The following is a 21548-nucleotide window of genomic DNA, read 5'->3' as shown; positions in this document are numbered from 1 at the left end:
GGTCTGCAAGGCTGCTGAAAGCTTCCCGCTTTATAGTCAGCAGCCTCAGCAGACGAATAACCGGGACCACCCGGAGACACGCCTGATGAGCGAGCTTTTTTACAACGCTGTACCGAACGCGACCCGTGTCGCCCCGCCACTGCCTGAACCGCGCCAATACCCTAGCGAGAAACCGCAGCAGGTCTACCTGTTCGGCACGTGTGTGGTCGACCTGTTTTATCCCGAGGCCGGGATGGACGCGATTCACCTGCTCGAACACGAAGGCATTCGCGTCGAGTACCCGCAAGGGCAAAGCTGCTGCGGACAACCGGCCTACACCTCGGGTTACACCGAACAGGCCCGGACCGTAGCGCGTTCGCAACTGGCGCTGTTTGCCGGGGACTATCCGGTGGTGGTGCCTTCGGGCTCCTGTGCGGGCATGCTGCGTGAACATTACGCCGACTTGTTCAAGGACGAGCCGGACACGTTGAAACAGGTTCAGGCCCTGGCGGCACGGACCTACGAGTTGGCTGAATTTCTGCTGTTCGTCTGCAAGGTGCAGCTCAAGGACAGCGGTGAACCGGTCAAAGTGGCACTGCACACCTCGTGCTCGGCACGGCGTGAGATGAACACCCATTTGCATGGCCGCGAGTTGCTGTCGCAGTTGAGCAACGTGAAACGGGTCGATCACGATCACGAAAGTGAATGCTGTGGCTTTGGTGGGACATTCAGCGTCCGAATGCCAGACATTTCCGGTGCGATGGTCGCTGACAAGACCAAAGCCCTGAAGGAATCCGGCGCACACACGGTGCTGAGTGCCGACTGCGGCTGCTTGATGAACATCAACGGTTCGCTGGAAAAACAGAACGAAGCGCTACGCGGCCAACATCTGGCCAGCTTCCTCTGGCAGCGTACCGGAGGTGCTCTATGAGCACTTCCACACTAATTCCGACCGTAGCGGTTGAAGAGGATTTTCGCACCCGGGCTCACGAGGCTCTGGCCGACACGCAATTGCGAAACAACTTTCGAAGCGCGATGGATTCTCTGATGGCAAAGCGGGCAGCGTCCTTCAGCGATGCCTTTGAGCGAGAACACTTACGCGCCCTGGGCAATGCAGTCCGTGCCCGCGCGCTATCCAAGTTGCCCGACCTGCTCGAGCAACTGGAACAGAACCTGACCCGCAACGGTGTGACAGTGCACTGGGCGGAAACGGTGGACGAGGCCAATGGCATCGTCTTATCGATCATCCGCGCTCACGAGGCGCGGCAAGTGATCAAGGGCAAATCGATGGTCAGCGAAGAGATGGAGATGAACCATGTCCTCGCTGAACAAGGCGTTGAATGCCTTGAGTCGGACATGGGCGAGTTCATCGTCCAGCTCGACCACGAGAAGCCTTCACACATCATTATGCCGGCGATCCACAAGAATGCCGGTCAGGTCGCGTCCTTGTTCCACGACAAACTTGGCGTGGAATACACCAAGGACGTTGACCAACTCATTCAGATCGGTCGCAAGGTCTTGCGGCAGAAGTTCTTCGAAGCCGACATCGGCGTCTCCGGCGTCAACTTCGCCGTGGCCGAAACCGGCACCCTGCTGCTGGTGGAAAACGAAGGCAACGGGCGCATGTCGACCACCGTGCCGCCGGTACACATCGCTGTCACCGGGATCGAGAAAGTCGTCGAAAACCTGCGCGACGTTGTGCCGCTGTTGTCGCTGCTGACACGCTCGGCCCTCGGCCAGCCAATCACCACTTACGTCAACATGATCTCCGGCCCGCGTAAGGCCCATGAACTCGACGGTCCGCAAGAAGTGCACCTGGTATTGCTCGACAACGGTCGCAGCCAGGCCTTTGCCGACAGCGAATTGCGCCAGACCCTGAACTGCATCCGCTGCGGCGCCTGCATGAACCATTGCCCGGTTTACACGCGCATCGGCGGTCATGCGTATGGCGAGGTTTATCCAGGCCCGATCGGCAAGATCATCACCCCCCACATGGTTGGCCTGGCGAAAGTCCCGGACCACCCAAGCGCCTCGTCGCTGTGCGGCGCCTGCGGTGAAGTCTGCCCGGTAAAAATTCCGATCCCGGCACTGCTGCGCCGCCTACGCGAAGAAAACGTCAAAGCCCCTGACAGCCCTCATCAAGTGATGCGCGGTCAAGGCAGCAAGTTCTCGCGCAAAGAGCGCTTCATCTGGAACGCCTGGGCGAAGCTCAACAGCTCGCCGACGCTGTATCGGCTGTTCGGCTTCTTCGCCACTCGCCTGCGCGCCCTCACGCCAAGCAACATTGGCCCCTGGACGCAAAACCACAGCGCACCGAAACCCGCCGCTCGCTCACTGCACGACATGGCCCGCGAGCATCTGGCCAAACAGGGAGATCGCTGATGAGCGCCAAGCAAAACATCCTCGCCAAACTGCGCAACAGTCTGACCGGCACCACGCCGGTGCCTGACAACTTCGACGAAGCACTGGTGACCGAGCCTTACACTTACCCCCCAGAGCAACGCATCCCGCAACTGCGCAAACTGATGGAAGCGGTGCATACCCAAATCCACCTGACCAGCGAACAAGGCTGGCCCGAGTTGCTCGCACAATTGCTGCGCGACCGTCAGTTGCCGAGCCTGTTGATCGCACCGACTACTCCCCATGGTCAACGTGTCACGCAGCATTGGGCGAACAATCCCGAGCTGCCCACACTGAAGGCCTATGACCGTCCGGTAGAAGAATGGAAAGCCGAGCTGTTCAACGACACCCCGGCCAGCCTGACCACCACCCTCGGCGCCATCGCCGCCACCGGCAGCCTGATTATCTGGCCCACCCGCGAAGAACCACGGCTGATGAGCCTGGTGCCGCCGGTGCATTTCGCCCTGCTCAAGGCCAGTGAAATTCGCGACAACTTCTATCAGGTGCAGCAAGAGTTCGAGTGGGCCCAAGGCATGCCGACCAATGCCTTGCTGGTGTCCGGCCCGTCGAAAACCGCCGACATCGAGCAAGTCCTGGCTTACGGCGCCCACGGCCCGAAAGACCTGGTGGTGCTGATTTTGGAGGACCAATGAGTCTACCGGCCGCTTTCCTGCGCGATGCGCAGCAGCTGATTCCCCATGACCGGCGTTTCGACGATCCGCTGTCGACCCTGGCCTTTGGCACCGACGCGAGCTTCTATCGGCTGATCCCGAAACTGGTGATCCGCGTCGAGTCTGAAGACGAAGTGGTTGCCCTGCTCAAACTGGCGCAACGTGATCAGGTGCCGGTGACCTTCCGCGCGGCAGGCACCAGCCTCTCTGGCCAGGCCATCAGCGATTCGGTGTTGATCGTGCTCGGCGACAACTGGAACGGTCGTGAGATTCGCGGTCAGGGCACACAAATCCGCCTGCAACCGGGCGTGATCGGCGCACAAGCCAACGCCTGGCTGGCACCGTTCGGCCGCAAGATCGGCCCCGACCCGGCGTCAATCAATGCCTGCAAAATCGGCGGTATCGTCGCCAACAACGCCAGCGGCATGTGCTGCGGCACCGCACAAAATACCTACCACACGCTGGCCGGCATTCGCCTGGTGCTGGCCGACGGCAGTCGCCTCGACACCGAGGACGCCACCAGTGTCGCGGCTTTTCGCAACAGTCACGCGGAACTGCTGGATCGTCTGGCGACCTTGGGCCGCGAGACCCGCGCCAATGCCGAATTGGCCGCAAAAATTCGCCACAAATACCGTCTGAAAAATACCACCGGCCTGTCGCTCAATGCCTTGGTGGACTTCGACGAGCCTGTGGATATCTTGAGCCACCTGCTGGTGGGCTCCGAAGGCACCCTCGGTTTCATCAGCGCGGTGACTTACGACACGGTAATTGACCACCCGAACAAGGCTTCGGCGCTGATCGTTTTCCCGGATGTCGAAACCTGCTGCAACGCTGTCACGGTGCTGAAAAGCCAACCGGTTTCGGCTGTGGAGTTACTCGACCGCCGCAGCCTGCGCTCGGTACAGGACAAACCCGGCATGCCGGCTTTCGTCCAGCAACTGTCGGCCAACGCCTGTGCGCTGTTGATCGAATCCCGCGCTGCATCCACTGCGTTGTTGCACGAGCAACTGGCGCAGATCATGCGTTCGCTGATCGCGTTCCCGGTGGAGAAGCAGGTCGACTTCACTGAAGATCCGGCAGAAAACGCCAAGCTCTGGGCGATCCGCAAGGACACCTTTCCCGCCGTCGGCGCGGTGCGTAAAACCGGCACCACGGTGATCATTGAAGACGTGACCTTCCCGGTGGAGCAACTGGCGGCTGGCGTGAACCGTTTGATAGAACTGTTCGACAAACACCACTACGACGAAGCGATCCTGTTCGGCCACGCACTGGAAGGCAATCTGCACTTTGTCTTCACCCAAGGCTTCAACAGCGCGGAAGAAGTCGCACGCTACCAGGCGTTCATGGACGACGTAGCGCAGTTGGTCGCCGTCGAGTTTGGCGGCTCGCTGAAAGCCGAACACGGCACCGGGCGCAACATGGCACCCTTCGTTGAACTGGAATGGGGCAGCGATGCCTACCAGTTGATGTGGCAGCTCAAGCGCCTGCTCGACCCGAACGGCATCCTCAATCCGGACGTGGTGTTGAGCGAGGATCCGCAGATCCACCTCAAGCACCTGAAACCGCTGCCGGCCGCCGACGAGATTGTGGACAAGTGCATCGAATGCGGCTTCTGCGAACCGGTCTGCCCGTCGAAAGGCCTGACCTTGAGCCCGCGCCAGCGCATTGTGATCTGGCGTGACATTCAGGCGAAAAAGCGCACTGGCATCGACACCTCAGAGCTGGAAGAGGCTTATCAATATCAAGGCCTCGACACCTGCGCTGCCACCGGACTGTGCGCGCAACGCTGCCCGGTCGGAATCAATACCGGCGAGCTGGTGAAAAAACTCCGTGCCCGCACGGCAACCCGGACGAAAACCGCCAACTGGCTGGAAGGAAATTTCGCCGCCGCACTACAAGGTGCGCGCTTCACGCTGCACGTGGCCAACGGGGCGCGGATGCTGCTGGGCGCGCCACGGCTGACGAAGATTTCCGCCGCGCTGAGCAAACTGTCCAAAGGGCAAATCCCGCAGTGGACCAATGCCATGCCGCAACCGGAACGAGCGATTCGCTTCAGCCCGACAGTGACCGACGAGCGCCCGCGCGTGGTCTATCTGGCGGCTTGCGTGTCGCGGGTCATGGGCCCGGCGGCCGGCGACAAGGAACAGATGTCGCTCTACGACAAGACTCGCGGCCTGCTGGAAAAAGCCGGCTACCAAGTGGTCTCGCCGAGTAATCAGGACAACCTCTGCTGCGGTCAGCCGTTCGCCTCCAAAGGCTACACGGAACAGGCCGAACACAAACGCCAGGAGCTGATCGGTGCGCTGCTGCACGCCAGTCGTGGCGGGCTTGACCCGATCTATTGCGACACCAGCCCTTGCACCTTGCGCCTGGTGCAAGACCTTGGCGATGTGCGCCTGGACCTGTACGACCCGGTGCGCTTCATTCGCACCCACTTGATCGACCGACTGGACTTCATACCCCAGGAAGAGCCGATTGCGGTGCACGTCACCTGCAGCACTCAGCACCTCGGCGAGAGCCAGGCATTGATCGATCTGGCGCGACGTTGCAGTAAAAACGTGGTGATTCCGGAAGGCATTCACTGCTGCGGGTTTGCCGGTGACAAAGGGTTCACCACGCCTGAATTGAACGCTCACTCACTGCGCACGTTGAAAGACGCCGTGCAGCATTGCAGCGAAGGCATCTCCACCAGCCGCACCTGTGAAATCGGCCTGAGCCAGCATGGCGGGATCGATTACCACGGGTTGGTCTACCTGGTGGACCGGGTGACCCAGGCCAGGACGGCCTGAAATCGACGCCAACCAGCAAGGGGCACTCTGCCCCTTTGCTGTAATCTCCTGCCGACGAAAAAAATCTCTTTTTTCCCCCATCACAAGAACCCTTGTGTGCCGCTACAGTCCATCTGTTAAGCCCAACCTGATGTTGTTCGAGGAGAGACCCCATGAAGCGATCCGCCCTGGTCGGACTGCTTATCTGCGCCACACTGACAACCGCCCACGCCTTTGCCTCAAACGAGAGCGATCTGTGCGCGAGGAACCTTCAAACACTCACGAGCGAACTGGCCAATGCGACCAAGCTGGATGCCGCCACACAAAGCGACGCCACAAGCAAACTCCAGCAAGCCAAATCTGCCTATGCCGCGAAAAACGACCGGGAATGCGTAGCCCTGACGCAGCAGGCGCTGCAGTCCGTTCAAAGCCATAAGAACAGCCAGTAACCCGGCCCTGACGCGCACGCTGGACAGAAGGTCGACTCGCCTCACGCATTGGCGTACACTACACACGCTTGCTGCTCGAATTGATTCACAGAGCAGTGAGTTCGGGGCCGTTTAGGATTCGACGCCGGTTGCGAAACTTTAGGTGCATGCCGAGTTGGTAACAGAACTCGTAAATCCACTGTTGCAACTTCCTATAGTTGCCAATGACGAAACCTACGGGGAATACGCTCTCGCTGCGTAAGCAGCCTTAGCCCTTCCCTCCTGGTACCTTCGGGTCCAGCAATCATCAGGGGATGTCTGTAAACCCAAAGTGATTGTCATATAGAACAGAATCGCCGTGCAGTACGTTGTGGACGAAGCGGCTAAAACTTACACAACTCGCCCAAAGCACCCTGCCCGTCGGGTCGCTGAGGGTTAACTTAATAGACACGGCTACGCATGTAGTACCGACAGCGGAGTACTGGCGGACGGGGGTTCAAATCCCCCCGGCTCCACCAAATAAGCGTTACAAATCAGGCACTTAGCGATTATCGCAAGTGCCTTTTTTGTGTCTGAATGGGTGGTTTTGGCTCCGTAATGACAGCTTATCTGGGGCGCGGTGAAGCAGCGGGGTTGTCCCTAGGCTTCGCATCGAACTGAATTGTAAAAATCATCCCGATAAGATGGGCAGATACGAAACGGTTTGATAGAGTCGCGGCTCGTTCGAATCCATCCCCCCGACAGAAAGATTCGAAACCGAAAGCTACTGGCGGTACTTGACGCGAATCGATTGGTAGCCTAATCCTATGTACATGAGCGAGAGGCTGGAACATTAGAGGCCGCGCACAATCAGATTTTTAGCAACTGATTCGGTTCGGTTGCCGGTGAAGCAGTATCAATTGCTTCAGCCAAGGTAAATAGAGGAGAGCTAGGGAGATGAAAATGTTGAAAACTGGTGTTGGTGAAGGTTAACAAGCCCTGTCAGACAAAAGGCCCCTCCGGGGCCTTTTTTAATTTCCTAATCCTAGCAAGGAATGCCATGAGCAAATTCTGGATCGGTGTCAGCGCTACCTGCTTCATTCTTGGAATCATCATACGCTTGGTTCTGCTTTATTCATTTCCCTCGCCGCTGCCCTTTCCGCTAGACATCGTCGACGCGTTCATCGTAGGCACTGGTGCTCTGACCGCCGTCATGGGCGTGCATCAATTTATTAGGTCGAAATACTCAGACACGGCCGAAATGCTGCCTCTGTTCAGTACAATAATTTGGACAGTGATCGTATCCAGCTATGTGATCCTTCGGTACGCGCCTACCTACCAGACATCCCTTTCAATCTTGGTCACGGGTACATTTGTGGGCATGGGCTGGTGGATCCAAGCGATCACAACAGCGGCCAATACGCGCCGAACACATACTCTCAACATCATCATGGCGTCTCGGACTAGTAGCGAATATCAAGACCAGACCCGAAATAGTGGAAAAGTGTACCGCGCAAGCGTGGTATGCGCGGAACTGGCGGAGTGGCGCTTTAGCCCCAATAAAGAAGAATTCAGACACACCGAGGTTCCGGAACCGATCGACAAGGCCATAAGCGGCACTATTTATGTTTTGAATTATTTCGAATTTCTGGCTCAAGGGATAAAGTATCGGGATCTGGACGACTGCCTGCTTCGAGAGTGTTTCTCTACGATATTAGCGGGAATCGAGCGCCGCGGCTTTCACCTAATTATCGAAGCACAAAAGGGTGAGCCGAGGGCGTTTGAGGGAATCATCCGGCTCACCAAGGAATGGAACGGCGAGTCCTGCGTCGAAAAGTACAGGTCGAACCCTGATAACTCGGCAATTGGAGTGCGCTATCCAGCAGGCGCGGAACTCCAAAGTATTCTAATAGCAAATAAACCGTTGGACACCGCAGACGTACCTGTCGCACCGCCAACGCTTGTTACTAACGAAGGTGTCGTTTTGAACCCCTAACGGTTGTCAGGGCACATTCTTGAAGAAGACGTGATGCCCCATGCGTTGCGCCTTTCGTCCAGGCCAGTTGGGTCTTCATGCTGGTCGCGTAGTAGTAGTAGTGTGTAGCACCACCAGCGCAGTCATTTGTGGTGATGCTTTGGCTGATGCAGCCTCAAAATGCCACCATTCAAACCCTCGTGCTAGAGCGGTGATCCGCGCTTGATGATGCTGCAGAAGAAGAGTTGATCGAGGTGAACCCGCTGGCCGGTTGGACGTACTCCTTAAAAGATGCGCCACCCAAAGAGGATGACGTCGACCCGTTCAGCCCTGAAGAACAGCAGGCTATGCTGGGCGACATCGACTGACTGCACGAAGAAGTGATGGTGAGGCGGACAAAGGGAAGGCTGAAGCCACAAAGACCGCCGCAGGACGCCATAGAGTTAAGCTGCTCAGGCCTGCAATAGTGGCGTTGAAAGCTCAGAAGGCGTACACGTTCCTGGCAGACTTCGAAGCCTTTCAGAACCCGTGCACACTCGAGCGCTGAGCCGGCGACGGGCCGATCCGGAAAACGATGTGGGTGCCGGCAATGAAGAAGGCCGGTGTTCGGTACCGTCGGCCATATCAGGCGCGGCACACCTATGCTTCGATGATGCTGTCCGCCGGCGAGCATCCGATGTGGGTTGCGAAACAGATGGGCCACACGGACTGAACTATGATTGCCAGGGTGTATGGCAGATGGATGCCGTCTGCCAATAGCGAGGCAGGGGCTAAGGCAGAGAAACTCTGGAACAAACCAAGCTCAGGGAGAAAAGATAATGCAGTTCCTGGATAATGATTCGGCATTTCAGTCCATTTTCAAACAGATAAAAGCAGCCTACTCGCACGTTTGCCCAAATATTACCTTCATTGACGTTATCCACTCATCAAGAACACCAGAATCAGATTTGGATAACGCCAATATCAAGTTTGACGAAATACTGAAATTTACTGACAAAAGCGTCAACAGCAGCGATGGATATACGGTCGACAACGCTGACGGTTTTACGGTGAACTTCATGGTTGGAGGCGCCCCAGCGAGCGCAATTTTCCTTAAAACATCCGCATCTGGAGTGAGTGAGCATGACCACCCAGAGTTATATTGGCTTATCCAAACTTTATTTCTTCACCATGAATTGATGCATGCACAAGACTTGAAACTAGGAAAAAATTTCAACCTCATCGATAAGACAATGGACCTAGTGAAAGCCGAGGTTTATGCCGACGTCAAAACACTCAGATTTTTTGACGACTACAGAAAAGACGGCGGAGAGATGTATAGAAATATGTATGCCGCGGGAATAATTGGTCGCGAGAAATCACCAATCTATACCCGAATCTTCAACGGCATCACAAAGACGTTCCCTCAAGCACGCCTCAAAGCCTGGGCTTCTGCCAGTTTGTTTCCGTCAACACAATGACAGCAAAACGGCAGCCTTTACGCTGCAAGCCACGGATTACAGGCGATAGATGGGGGTTCAGATCCCCCCGACCCACCAAACGAAGCATCAACGAAGCCCGCCTTGTGCGGGCTTTGTTGCATCTGGGGTTTGAGCAAAAGACTTCTCATCTCCCGCAATCAGACCTCAACATCGCCAGCTCCTCGCCTCTATTCCCCAGCCTGTGCAATCCGTACCGGCTCGCGCCCCTTCATCAACCCCACGGCAAGCGCCGATAGAATCAACGCAATCGAAATCCCTTCGTTGAAATCAACCCTATGCCCAAGCATCAGCATCGAACCTGCGACTCCAAATACCGGAATCAGCAAAGACAGCGGTGCCACCCTGGAAACCGGATACTCTCGCAGCAATAGATTCCAGCCCCAATAACAGAAGTGCGTCGCCGCGTAGACCTGAAACAACAGCGAGAACACCGACACCCACTCAAGGTGTGTTACCAAGGTGGTGAAGGGGGCGGAGCCGTGCGCCAGCCAGGTGAGCACCAGCAAGGGAATCGGCGGGAACAGGCTGGCCCACACCACAAAGGCAAACATCTCCCGGACCTTTGACTGCTTGATGATGACGTTGCCGACACTCCAGCTAAATGCGCTCACCAGCAACAAGCCATAACCCACTGTCGTCGCATGGCCGGGGCTGCTGAAGATAATGCTGATCAAGCCCAGTGCTGCGAGCCCCACGCCAAGAGTCTGTCCAAGACTCAGATGCTCGCGAAACAGCAACACTCCCCAACCCAAGGTAAAAAAAGCACTGAACTGGATTAACAGGGCAGCAGTCCCTGGTGGCACACCCAGCTCGATACCCAGGTTGATCAACGCCCACATAGCGACCCCGAAAATCAATCCATAGGCGGCCAGCCACCCCATGGCGATCGGCGGACGTCTGACAAAAAACACCCACGGCAACGCCCCCAGCGTAAAGCGAAGAGCTGTCAGCAACAGCGGATCAATAGCGGCCAGACCCAGTTTGGTGATGGGAAAGTTCAGGCCCCAGACAGCCGTCACTAACACGGCCAGGGTCAGGTGTTTTCTCTGCATTAGGTTCTATTTCCAGAAAGCAGGGCCGGCGGCTGTATGCCCCAACCACGGCCCCACTATGCGTAATAGGAGCAATGGCTCGCTTGCACTATCAGGTCATAGATCATTAAATTCGGGCCATGCGCGAAACTGAAATAGATCCCTACGAAAACACGCCCCGCGATGCTGTAGTCACGGCCAATAACTATCTGGATGGCCAACGCTTTGCGCTGCATACCCATCGACGTGGGCAGTTCGCCTACGCCGCCTGCGGTGTCATCACGGTATTCACTAGCCAGGGTAACTGGGTCGTGCCCCCACAAAGGGCTATCTGGGTACCGGCAGGAGTGCCCCATGAAATGAGCATGAGTGGACCTGTGACCATGCTCAATACCTACATCCGTAGCCGCGCCGTCGCTAGGCTCAGCTTGCCTGCGCACTGCCAGGTCTTCGGCGTGTCGGCGCTGCTTCGACAACTGCTGATCCGGGCCATGGACGTTCCGGCACTGTATGCCAAGGAACATCTGGACGGCCATCTGATGACCTTGCTACTCCACGAAATAGCCGGCATGTCGCCCCTGTCGCTCAATGCACCGCTTCCGAGCGAGCCAAGGCTGGTGCACGTCTGCCGAAAGCTACTGGAGCAACCGTCACTGGAAACCGGAATTGATGATATGACCCGGCAGGTCGGGATGAGCCGCCGTACATTTACCCGGCTGTTTCGCCAACAAACCGGTATCAGCTTTGTCGAATGGCGTCAGCAGGCATGCCTGTTGGCGGCCGTGGTGCGCTTGGGCAACGGGGAGGCAATTACGCGGGTGGCGACTGATCTGGGCTATAGCAGCCCGAGTGCCTTCACCAGTGTTTTCCGTCGAGTACTGGGCGAAGCACCCAGTCGGTATTTTCCGAAAAAAATGCTTTGAACTTCCCCCGGCAGTCTCAAAACCCCCACAGACCTATCTATAAACATTACCATTTACGACGTAACAGCCGAAAACGATGGGAAATCGAATGCGTAGGTCTGCTGTATTTCTTTTGGCATCCATGCTGACAGCGTGCGGGACTGGGCTGCCCGTCGAGAATACGAAAGCAGTGGAGAACGTAGCGTCTGCGAATGGCCCCCCCCCACTGAAAATGGATGGTTATACCGCTTCCAAACTGAATGCCCTGCTCAAAGAACGCTCAACGACCAACCCCGATGACATCGGGCAGATGAACAATCTGATTTCACGAGCGTTTTTGGGGCAGCCCTATACCCCGAACAGGTTACAGGGCTCTGCTACCACGCCGGAAAAACTGGTCGTCGACTTCAGGGGCCTGGACTGTTTCACCTATCTGGATTACGTCGAAGCGCTGAGAAAGTCCACCAATGAGGCCGACTTCGTGAAGAGCCTCATTCAGACGCGTTATGTGAACGGCAATCTCGATTTCCAGCATCGTCGGCACTTCTTCACAGACTGGTCGCAGGCCGAGCAACAACTGGCCGACGACGTCACCGCTCAAATCAGCCCTCATGCGGTCACCGTGGTTAAACGTCTCAACCGAAAAGCCGATGGCGGCGCCTACTTGCCTGGCGTGCCCACGGTCGAACGCAGTATCACCTACATCCCTAGCGCGTTTGTTAACGACCAGGTGATCAGTCGCTTGCAGACTGGCGACTATGTTGGCATCTACACCCAAGTCTCCGGCCTGGACGTCACCCATACAGGGTTCTTTATCAATAAAGACACCGGGCCCGTGCTGCGCAATGCCTCTTCGAAGAAAAAGAACAGAGAAGTCGTAGACTCTCCCTTCAAGGACTACATAGCGAAGACGCCAGGGATTGTGGTGTTGCGAGCACGGCAATCTGTGCCTGAGGTTCAATGAGTTCTGCGGGCCCACTGCATCTGGTCTTTTGTTTATCGCTCAGCTGTTCAAGGAGCGGGCACCAACGCCAAATCGGCTCGCCCAACGCCCGGCATTTCGGCGGGACTCGCGCAGGCGACAAATGGCGTTGTCAGTAGCGGATTCAAATCGAGGCAGGATGCCCAATGACCGTCTTCGCACAGCAAATGAAAGACCTTGAGCGTCTGGCGTTCAAGGTGTCACCCGCCCCGCAGCTCATCACCAGCAACCGTGTGATGCTCGACAGCAACGAGGCATTCCTAGAGTTGTTCGGCTACCAGCGCGAAGAGCTTCTGGGTCATCTGCCCCTGCTGATCTATCCCTCCCAGGCAGACTACAAAACCATCGGCAATCGCAGCCAGAACTGGTTGCGTAACAGCCAGAGCGGCTCCTACTCCGATGAGCGCTTCATGCAAAACAAATGCGGTGAAGTGTTCTGGGCCAGATCGTACGGCTATAGCCTGACCTGCAAGGAAGTGGCCAAAAAAACTGGCGATTTCCCACAGAACCGTGGAAGTCCATCGCGCCCGTCTGATGAAAAAGCTCCAGGCCAAGAACAGCGCGGAGTTGGTTTCGAAGATTATTTTTGTGAGTTGACGAATAGGGGCTACCAGACAGGCCTTTTCGCAGATTGCCTCGCGCCCTGACCGGAGATGCAGGAAAAGGTATCCAATTCACTTCTCGATCCTTTTCCCGCCCCCTTTCCTGGCTAAATCAGACACGAATCATCGCGCCTCTGCGTTTCAACACTTCTTCGCCTGATCTTTCGCCTGCGCCCACACACGCTCTTCCTGCTCACGCAGCTCCGGAGTGAACTCGGCACCGAAATCCTCTGCCTCAAACACCTGGCGAATCTCGATCTCGGCCTCTGTGCCCGGCATCGGGTTGGGGCAGCGTTTGACCCAGTCGATGGCTTCCTGCTTCGACTTCACCTGCCACAGCCAGTAGCCGGCGATCAGCTCCTTGGTTTCGGCGAACGGGCCGTCGATCACCGTGCGTTTCTCGCCCGAGAAGCGCACGCGGGTGCCTTTGCTGCTGGGGTGCAGGCCTTCACCGCCGAGCAGGATGCCGGCCTTGACCAGTTCTTCGTTGTAGTTGCCCATCGCGGTCAACAATTCCTGGGTGGGCATCACGCCAGCTTCGGAATCCTGGCTGGCTTTTATAATGATCATGAATCGCATCGTCTTATCTCCGCTGGATTTGAACTACTCACAACCTTGTCGAACGGTGGCGTCCCAAATCGACAATAAAGAGACACCTGTTTGACCGGTCTTACGTCAGCAGCCAAAAAAGGCCTCTATCAGTCAGCCCACCACCGCTTCACCCACAATGCCCCCACAATCCCCACCACAATCGAGGCCAATGGCAACGTCGAGGTCAAACTCAGCGTCGGAAACACCAGCAAAATCTGTGAGTCGTTTCCGCCGAGCATCATCGACGCGCCAGTGCCCATCAACACCCCGGACAATAAGTGCGCGCACGCCTTCGACAGGTTGAACGGCTGGTAGCTGAAGGTCTTGCGGCGCAGGGTGAAGCTGAGCATGCCCACCAGCAACATCATGAACACCGCGACGCGCTGGCCGGTGATGGCCGTTTGTTCGGGCATCCAGAACAGCTGTGACAAGTGGTAGAAGAACACGCTGGGTGTCCATTGCGGTTCGAAGGTGTACAGCGCGCTGGTCAGCGCCCCCAGCAGCATGCTGGAGAACACCAGGTGTCTGTCGCCATGCACATAGGCCAAAAACAACAACGCCACCAGCACCACGCCGAGGGTGAGTAAATAGTGGCTGCTGGAAATTTCGGGCATCAGCAGGGTTCTGTGCTCGGGCAACATATTGAGCCGATACCACAGCACAATCCCCAGCACCCAGCCGACAATCGTAAAGGCCTTGTTGAGGTTGCCGCAGGTGAGCTTGGTCAGGGTGCCGACGCTGCAACCGTCGTTGAGCACCGAGGCGACGCCAAATAACAGTCCGCCACCGATCAGCAATGGATACCCGACTTCGGGCGTGAACAACGGCTGGCTGATGCCGAAATGGTGATAAATCGGTGCCAGCAGCAGGCCGAACAACCCGCAGGAAACCAGTGCCACGAACAAGGTGGGCCGGCGTTTGAGCAGCAAAGCGCTGGCATTGACCAGGCACATGCCCATCCGCTGCGAAACCCAGCCAATCAGGAATGCCAGCAACAACGCGACCAGCAACGAAAGCACATACCTCCTCACAGCTTGGCAGACCCATCAATGGGTTAAAGACTAGTCGGCTTTTCAGCGGGATCGCCAAGGCGCCTGCAACGCCATCGCATCGGCCCGCTCTGAAGCCGACATTGCCGCTGATCATTTACCTTGGACACGCTCATCAAAAGACATAACGGGTGACCGGCCCGGCTGAGCTATATACGGGTTGTACTTGCCGATAATGTTTCCAATTCACATTTTGTTAAGAAATGGCCTCGTATACTTTCGGGCCCTGTTTTACTCTCGGCCCTCATCCTTCGGTAGCCTGATGCCTATGTCACGCCCTGCCCCACTCCTGTTTCTACTCACCTGCCTGCTGTTCTTCTTTGCCCTCGGCAATCACCAGTTGCAAGGTTCCACCGAAGCCCGGGTTGCCGGCATCGCCATGGAAATGCACCTGGATAACGACTGGGTGACGCCGCGCCTGTTTGGCCAGCCCTTTCTGGAGAAACCGCCGCTGAGCCTTTGGCTCGACGCCGGGGCCATTCGTGCATTTGGTGGCACGCCATGGGCTGTGCGGCTGGCCTCGGCCTTCGCCGGGTTGTTCAGCGTGATGCTGCTGTACACCATGCTGCGACGCTTCGGCCGGCCAACGACCCTCGCCTGGGTCGCCGGGATCATGCTGGCGACCATGGCCAGTTATTGGGGCAACGTTCGCGGTGTTGGCGAAGACGCGCTGCTGAGCCTCGGCGTAACCCTGGCGCTGCTTTCGTTCTATCAGGCCCATCGCCAACACACCGAACAGCGTGGAGCCCTGGGCAGCTGGCTGCTCTTCGCCGTCGGTATCACCATCGCCACGTTGAGCAAAGGTGTACTCGGTCTGGCAATGCCTGGCGTGGTGATCTTCGCCTATCTGCTGGCCGAAAGCCTGATCGACAAACGCTTCAGCCTGCCACGCTGGACAGGCCCGGCACTGGCGACCCTGCTCGGGCTGATCCCCTTGGTAATCTGGCTCTTCATGCTCTACCAGCGCGGCGGCTCGCAGGCACTGGCCGAGGTGTTGTTTACCAACAGCATCGGTCGCTTCAGCGGTTCGTTCGTTCAAGCCGGTCACTATGAGCCGTTCTATTACTACCTGACCAAACTGCCGGAAGCCTTCCTGCCGTGGAACATTCTGGTGTATCTGGGGCTGTGGCATTTCCGCAAGAGCCTGGCGAACAATCGCTATCTGCTGTTCTTTACGCTGTGGCTGCTCGCACAGTTCCTGATGCTGACCCTGGCATCGAGCAAACGCACGGTGTACCTGATGTCACTGACACCGGCCGCCGCCGTCATCGCGGCGGAATATGCCGCCGTGCTGTTCGAGCGTCTGCGCCAGCACACCGAAGCATCGACCCTGCTCGGTAAAATCGCCCGCAATCGTCGGGGCATCGCGATCGGCATCGTCAGTCTGTTCATCGTTGCTTATCTGTCCGCCGCCCAATGGGCGTTTCCACGTGCCGACCGCAAAGAGTCGTTCCTGCCATTGACCGATCAAATCCAGACAATGCAGGCCAACGGCCAGGAAGTAGCGCTGTTCAAGGCGAACGAACGGACCGCCGGGGCGACCGTGTTCTACACCCATAGCCTGCTCAAGGACCTGGAGACCGACGCTGAGCTGACGGCGTTTCTCGCCGCCTCCCCAACCCATGTGGCGCTGCTTGCCGGCGATACAGAACCCACAGCACCGTTGAAGATAGTGAAGCAAATACTGGTGGGGCGTCAGGTGTACTACTTCGTCACGCTCTAAAACGGCCAGCAAAAAAACGGCACCTGATGCAGGTGCCGTTTTTTATTGTCCGGTGAAAGTAGTGGCGTTGAGTATCAGTTATTGGGCCAACGTCCTGTAAATCCTCGTGACGAAAAACGTTTCAGCTATCGCGTCTGCCGCCGATACCCCCCTACGAACACATTCTGCTGGCCGCCAAAAACAACAATCTTCCAGCCAACTGACGATCAAGAAGCGCAACGTTCCTGGAGGAATTTTTGATGAATAGCTGGTTCGCCAACATCAGCGTCAACCTGAAGCTGAGCCTGGGTTTCGGCCTGGTGCTGGCCCTTACGTGCATCCTCGCCCTGACCGGCTGGACCAGCCTGGGTGGGCTGATCGACCGCAGTAACTGGATGAGCGATATCACTCAGCTCAACGCGGGACTGACCAAACTGCGGGTCACCCGCTTGCAGTACATGCTGGCCGACGGCGACGAAACCGTGGCGCAGACCGTGCAAACTGCCCTCGACGGCTTCAAGGCTAAACAGCAATCGCTGACGTCGAGTTTCAAGAGCCCGGAAAACCTCAAGCTGCTCAACGAGCAGGGCGCGGTCATCGATGCCTACCAGCAATCGTTGAACAAAATGCGCAACGCTTATCGGGCTGCGGGTGCCGCGCGTCAGGCCATGGGCGAGCATGCCGAAAGCGCCAACATGCTGATCAGTGATATCGGCACCCGTGTGCGCCAGATGCCCTTGAGCGATCAACGCTTCGAGCAGTTTCAGGCCATTACCGAGGCCAAGGAACAGTTTCAGCTCGCCCGCTATGAAGTGCGCGGCTACACCAACGACAGCACGCCGGCCACCGAGCAAAAAGCCGTCGCTCAAATGGACGCGGCCATCGCCAGCCTGAAAATACTCAACACGCATTTCGCCGACACCCAGCAAGACGCGTTGCGCCAGCTGCAAAACGCCCTGTTGAATTACCGCAGCGCATTGCAGGCCTATAAAGCGGCCAACAGCGACGCGGTCCTGGCTCGCCAGGAAATGACTGCCCAGGGCAACGACATCGTTGCGCGCAGTGACGCGCTGTATCAAATCCAGCTGGATCGCCGTGACGCCGAAAGCGCCCGGGCACGTACCCTGCAACTGATCAGCACATTGCTGGCATTGCTGGTGGGCGTTCTCGCTGCCGTGATCATCACCCGGCAGATCACCCGCCCACTGCGCGAAACCCTGGCCGTGGTCGAGCGTATCGCCAGTGGCGATCTGACCCAGGATGTCCGCGTGACCCGTCGCGACGAACTCGGTGTATTGCAGCAAGGCATCGCACGGATGGGCGTCACCCTGCGCGACTTGATCAGCGGCATCCGCGATGGCGTTACGCAGATCGCCAGCGCTGCCGAAGAGCTGTCGGCCGTCACCGAAGAAACCAGCGCCGGGGTCAACAGCCAGAAGATCGAAACCGATCAAGTGGCCACGGCCATGCACGAAATGACCGCCACCGTGCAGGAAGTCGCACGCAACGCCGAACAAGCGTCGCAAGCGGCAGCCGCAGCTGACGGCGAAGCCCGTGAAGGCGACAAAGTGGTCAACGAAGCGATCGCTCAGATCGAACGTCTGGCCAGCGAAGTGGTGCGCTCCACCGAAGCCATGACCGTGCTGCAACAGGAAAGCGACAAAATCGGCAGCGTCATGGACGTGATCAAGGCCGTCGCCGAGCAAACCAACCTGCTGGCACTCAACGCCGCCATCGAAGCCGCACGTGCCGGTGAAGCCGGTCGTGGTTTCGCCGTGGTCGCGGACGAAGTGCGTGGCCTGGCCCAGCGCACACAAAAATCCACCGAGGAAATCGAAGGCCTGGTCGCCGGTCTGCAGAACGGCACCCAGCAAGTGGCCGTGGTGATGAACAACAGCCGCAGCCTGACCGACAGCAGTGTCGAGCTGACCCGCAAGGCCGGTGTGTCACTGGAAAACATCACCCGCACGGTGTCGAACATTCAGTCGATGAACCAGCAGATCGCCGCCGCTGCCGAGCAGCAAAGCGCGGTGGCCGAAGAGATCAGCCGCAGTATCATCAACGTGCGCGACGTCTCCGAGCAAACTGCTGCCGCCAGCGATGAAACCGCCGCGTCCAGCGTTGAACTGGCGCGGTTGGGCAATCAGTTGCAGATGATGGTCAGCCACTTCCGCGTCTAATCATTAGCCCTCGCCTGGAGGCTCCACGCAGAGTGGAGCCTCAGGCAAGTCGAACCAGCCCTCCCTCTGCTCAACGCATGCGCTACTCGCATGCGTCCACGTATCAACATCCTATCGACTAAAAATCCAGACAACGCATCGCTCTTTCGTACAGATCTCCCGAGCCCGTCCTACCGCCTTTTCCTGCACGCTCCTGTACGGTTTTTCCCTGACCGAGGACATTCCGTTCGAACAGGAGATTTACAGAACATGGACGTAAGCAACGACTCGCTGTTGCACAGGTTGGTTGACTTCCCAGGTAGCCAGGACGGTACACGAACTGACTTTAAAACAGCCATGCAACGTATGGGACTGGAGTCAGTGTTCGACATCGTGCGCATGAGCAAAGAGCAATTCACCCAGGCTCTCGCCGAACATTGCGACGCCGATGCGCAGCAGGCTTATGACAACGCGGTGAGTTACGCCCGACAGATCGGCCGTCTCTATCAGGAGCATCAGCTGTCCTCCGGCGATGCCAAACGGCGTACCCGGCGCAGCCTTGGTTCCGACTCAACGTCGGCGCCCGCCACCTTTCAAGCATTGTTCAACGAGAATTGGGAACAGTTCTGTAAAGACGGCGATATCGCTGCGATCGACTCGCCGGTGGCCTATCTGCGGGCGCTGTATCTGTTTGCCGGACAACTCGAGAAGTCGTCCACAGAAACAGGCAAAATCACTCTCGATACACGGCGTCCGGATATCAAAACACTGATACTGGATCAAGAAACCACATTCATTGCGCGACCGATGTTGAACATCGTCAATGACACCTTGAGCAGTCATATCCAGGAACACCTGAAAGAAACCAACGACTCGAAGACCGTTCACGAAGTACTGACTAGCGAGCACTACCCGTTCTCGCTGCCCTACGACCTTCATCACCAACAATGCTTGCTTGGGCTGGGCGCAGACAAACCGGCGCTGGGCGAGCTGAACTATCGGGTCAGTCTGAAACTGCCGTTTTCGCTGGGCAGTTCGGGTTACGGATTCGTTTTGAACGCCCCTGTTGAGGCTCAGAAACTGCTGTCCGGCCTGAGCCCGGAGCAACAGACGATGGTGATCGCACATTACGTCACAAATACGCTGAGCAAGGCCTACGGCATTGACGACTTCAATCGTTTGGGTGAGCTCGAGTTTTTCAAAGAACGTACCGGGCTGACGACAGATCAGGTTGAACAGGTGTTATCGCAGGGTAAACACCGCCCTCGAGCTTCAACCATCAGCCCAACGTCAATTCATCCTAACTACGGTTCCAGCTACATCAACGGATCGATCCACGAACAACAATCGAGGGGTGTTCTGGAAATTGCCCGGGCCGAAAAAAGTACACCGAAGATTACCAACAACTCTAGAGCCCGTTTCAACCGTCTGCAGCAAATGATCCGACTGCAACGCTGGACGGGTATCCCCGTTGCCGAACTCGACACGCTGATCGTCAACGCCATGCGCTCGGACGGCACTACATCAGCGGGGCTCAACACCAATACCGTCCGCGTCCTGGGGGTGTATCGATACCTGAATCAGCGTCACGACATCGCGCCCGAGGAGTTTGCTTCGCTTCTGCACGACATGCCGACATCCGCGTGCGGTGATCGTGCTCCGTTGTTCGATCAAGTGTTCAATCGCACTCAATTGCTCCCCAGCCCTCCACTGCAAAAGCAGGGGGAGGACATTGATATCCAGGCTACCGATTCGCAACCGACTCTCAACTATCTCAGCGCTGGATTGGGTCTGCCCGTCACGCAAGACTCGCTGTTACTGCTCGCGAAACAGACCAAGAAACACCTTTCTTCGCTCAAATATGATTTACCCACAGTGTCTTCGCTCTACCGCCAGGCCCGAATCGCCCGGATGTTTGGTCTGTCACCTCTCGAGTGCACGGCGCTGGCTCGATTGCTGGGAGGAGAAGCGTTCTGCAAGCTGTTGGTGACAGGAACATTGAGCAATCCGAAAACTCCGATTACCGACATTCTCGACGTACTGATGGCCATGGATTGGGCCGTTGACTGGCTCAAGCAAAACAACCGTGATGTGCTGCAATGGTGTCGCTTGTTCGATGCAACAAGGGACGAGTTACCGCTCAACCCGAATCTTGAAAAACGGCTGGAGACACTTCGAACACCTGCCAATCCCGCCGATAACCAACCACTGCGTCTGCTGGAAGGCCTGTTGCACGACATCGCCGATCTCTCCGCTGAACATGTCCCCTGCGTGATGAAACTGGCCGGGACATCCACGACGGCGATCTTCACGGATGTCAAAAACACTCCTTCAGGAAAGACGCCTACGTTATTGGCAAAGGTGCTACGCGCGACCGAGGTGTGCCATAAAATGCACCTTGGCAGCAGCACTTTGCTGACGCTGTTGAGTCATCCCACATGGCTCGCATCAGGCAGCCAGGGGACCTTGACACCCCAAACGCTGTACTTGCTCGAATGCTTCAGTCACTGCGCCCACCATCAGGCACAGTCAGAAGAAAACCTTCTGCATTACTTGCGTCTCGCCAATCAGGACCCAACGCAAGATCCAGAGGAAGAAGCCAACGGCCTGCTGGCCAACCTCCTGAACTGGAGCATCGAAGAGATCAGTGGCCTGACAGCGTTGTTGCCGTCCAAGCGCGCGCAATCAATGGAAGAAGTGGATTGGGTCATGCGCTGCCAAGCCTGCTGCGAAAGCACAGGACTGTCGGCAAGTCTCCTGCTCAAGGCCACCACCCTGACAGCCGACAGCCCGACCTCGGACTGGAAAACTGTCGGTGAAGCGCTGATCGCTGCCCGTCATTGACGCGC

16 protein-coding genes, 1 other RNA gene and 1 pseudogene are annotated in these 21548 nt (G+C 57.2%); 15 read left to right on the top strand and 3 right to left on the bottom strand.

Annotation, left to right across the window (positions count from 1 at the left end):
* Positions 1-85: 85 nt before the first annotated feature.
* The 9 genes from AC1RPZ_RS08225 to AC1RPZ_RS08185 all read left to right on the top strand — a co-directional run bounded on the left by AC1RPZ_RS08225 (position 86) and on the right by AC1RPZ_RS08185 (position 9660).
* The gene (locus tag AC1RPZ_RS08225) at positions 86-910 is read left to right on the top strand and encodes a (Fe-S)-binding protein (protein ID WP_493136529.1); all 825 of its coding nucleotides are present in this window, start codon (positions 86-88) and stop codon (positions 908-910) included.
* Positions 907-2361, top strand: a complete 1455-nt coding sequence (locus tag AC1RPZ_RS08220) for a LutB/LldF family L-lactate oxidation iron-sulfur protein (protein WP_493136528.1) — start codon at positions 907-909, stop codon at positions 2359-2361. The genes AC1RPZ_RS08225 and AC1RPZ_RS08220 overlap by 4 nt, the downstream gene beginning before the upstream one ends.
* Entirely contained in the window at positions 2361-3032 is a 672-nt protein-coding gene (locus AC1RPZ_RS08215) for a LutC/YkgG family protein (RefSeq protein ID WP_493136526.1), read from the top strand. The genes AC1RPZ_RS08220 and AC1RPZ_RS08215 overlap by 1 nt, the downstream gene beginning before the upstream one ends.
* Positions 3029-5839 (top strand): FAD-binding and (Fe-S)-binding domain-containing protein, encoded by a 2811-nt coding sequence (locus AC1RPZ_RS08210; RefSeq protein ID WP_493136525.1) that lies wholly within the window; start codon positions 3029-3031, stop codon positions 5837-5839. The genes AC1RPZ_RS08215 and AC1RPZ_RS08210 overlap by 4 nt, the downstream gene beginning before the upstream one ends.
* A gap of 152 nt (positions 5840-5991) precedes the next feature.
* Positions 5992-6267 carry a PA2433 domain-containing protein gene (locus tag AC1RPZ_RS08205; protein ID WP_493136523.1) on the top strand — a complete coding sequence of 92 codons (276 nt, stop codon included), beginning with the start codon at positions 5992-5994 and terminating at the stop codon, positions 6265-6267.
* 103 nt (positions 6268-6370) lie between these two features.
* Positions 6371-6764: a transfer-messenger RNA gene (gene ssrA / locus AC1RPZ_RS08200) on the top strand.
* A 521-nt stretch (positions 6765-7285) separates the two neighbouring features.
* On the top strand, positions 7286-8221 hold the full coding sequence (locus tag AC1RPZ_RS08195) for a DUF4760 domain-containing protein (protein ID WP_493136522.1): 936 nt from the start codon (positions 7286-7288) through the stop codon (positions 8219-8221).
* Positions 8222-8445: 224 nt separating this feature from the next.
* Positions 8446-8568 carry a hypothetical protein gene (locus tag AC1RPZ_RS08190; protein ID WP_493136520.1) on the top strand — a complete coding sequence of 41 codons (123 nt, stop codon included), beginning with the start codon at positions 8446-8448 and terminating at the stop codon, positions 8566-8568.
* 450 nt (positions 8569-9018) lie between these two features.
* Complete coding sequence (locus AC1RPZ_RS08185; RefSeq protein WP_493136518.1) at positions 9019-9660, top strand: hypothetical protein; 642 nt, start codon at positions 9019-9021, stop codon at positions 9658-9660.
* 188 nt (positions 9661-9848) lie between these two features.
* On the opposite strand, the gene AC1RPZ_RS08180 is transcribed toward AC1RPZ_RS08185, so the two are convergent.
* Positions 9849-10733 (bottom strand): EamA family transporter, encoded by an 885-nt coding sequence (locus tag AC1RPZ_RS08180; RefSeq protein WP_493136517.1) that lies wholly within the window; start codon positions 10731-10733, stop codon positions 9849-9851.
* Between the two features lie 119 nt (positions 10734-10852).
* Here AC1RPZ_RS08180 and AC1RPZ_RS08175 point away from each other — a divergent pair, with 119 nt between their 5' ends.
* The 3 genes and pseudogenes from AC1RPZ_RS08175 to AC1RPZ_RS08165 all read left to right on the top strand — a co-directional run bounded on the left by AC1RPZ_RS08175 (position 10853) and on the right by AC1RPZ_RS08165 (position 13193).
* On the top strand, positions 10853-11635 hold the full coding sequence (locus tag AC1RPZ_RS08175) for an AraC family transcriptional regulator (protein WP_493136515.1): 783 nt from the start codon (positions 10853-10855) through the stop codon (positions 11633-11635).
* Positions 11636-11723: 88 nt separating this feature from the next.
* Positions 11724-12578, top strand: coding sequence for a DUF1460 domain-containing protein (locus tag AC1RPZ_RS08170; protein WP_493136514.1), 855 nt, complete (start codon positions 11724-11726; stop codon positions 12576-12578).
* 164 nt (positions 12579-12742) lie between these two features.
* Positions 12743-13193: pseudogene (locus tag AC1RPZ_RS08165) on the top strand (LuxR C-terminal-related transcriptional regulator).
* Positions 13194-13339: 146 nt separating this feature from the next.
* On the opposite strand, the gene AC1RPZ_RS08160 reads toward AC1RPZ_RS08165, so the two are convergent.
* The gene (locus AC1RPZ_RS08160; protein ID WP_493062536.1) at positions 13340-13777 is read right to left on the bottom strand and encodes a YciI family protein; all 438 of its coding nucleotides are present in this window, start codon (positions 13775-13777) and stop codon (positions 13340-13342) included.
* Between the two features lie 119 nt (positions 13778-13896).
* Complete coding sequence (locus AC1RPZ_RS08155) at positions 13897-14808, bottom strand: YeeE/YedE thiosulfate transporter family protein (protein ID WP_493136512.1); 912 nt, start codon at positions 14806-14808, stop codon at positions 13897-13899.
* Between the two features lie 298 nt (positions 14809-15106).
* Between AC1RPZ_RS08155 and AC1RPZ_RS08150 the strand changes: the two genes are divergently transcribed.
* From AC1RPZ_RS08150 to AC1RPZ_RS08140, 3 genes are all read left to right on the top strand, one after another.
* A complete protein-coding gene (locus tag AC1RPZ_RS08150; protein ID WP_493136834.1) occupies positions 15107-16561 on the top strand; it encodes an ArnT family glycosyltransferase in 1455 nt (484 codons plus the stop codon).
* A gap of 239 nt (positions 16562-16800) precedes the next feature.
* Positions 16801-18720, top strand: a complete 1920-nt coding sequence (locus tag AC1RPZ_RS08145) for a HAMP domain-containing methyl-accepting chemotaxis protein (RefSeq protein ID WP_493136510.1) — start codon at positions 16801-16803, stop codon at positions 18718-18720.
* 90 nt (positions 18721-18810) lie between these two features.
* Positions 18811-21543, top strand: coding sequence for a Tc toxin subunit A (locus AC1RPZ_RS08140; protein ID WP_493136509.1), 2733 nt, complete (start codon positions 18811-18813; stop codon positions 21541-21543).
* The last annotated feature ends 5 nt before the right edge of the window (positions 21544-21548 follow it).

It is taken from the genome of Pseudomonas sp. GW822-FHT02D10 (genome assembly GCF_058802345.1).
Note: the sequence above shows the minus strand (reverse complement) of the source record. Positions and strands in the feature narration are given on the sequence as shown.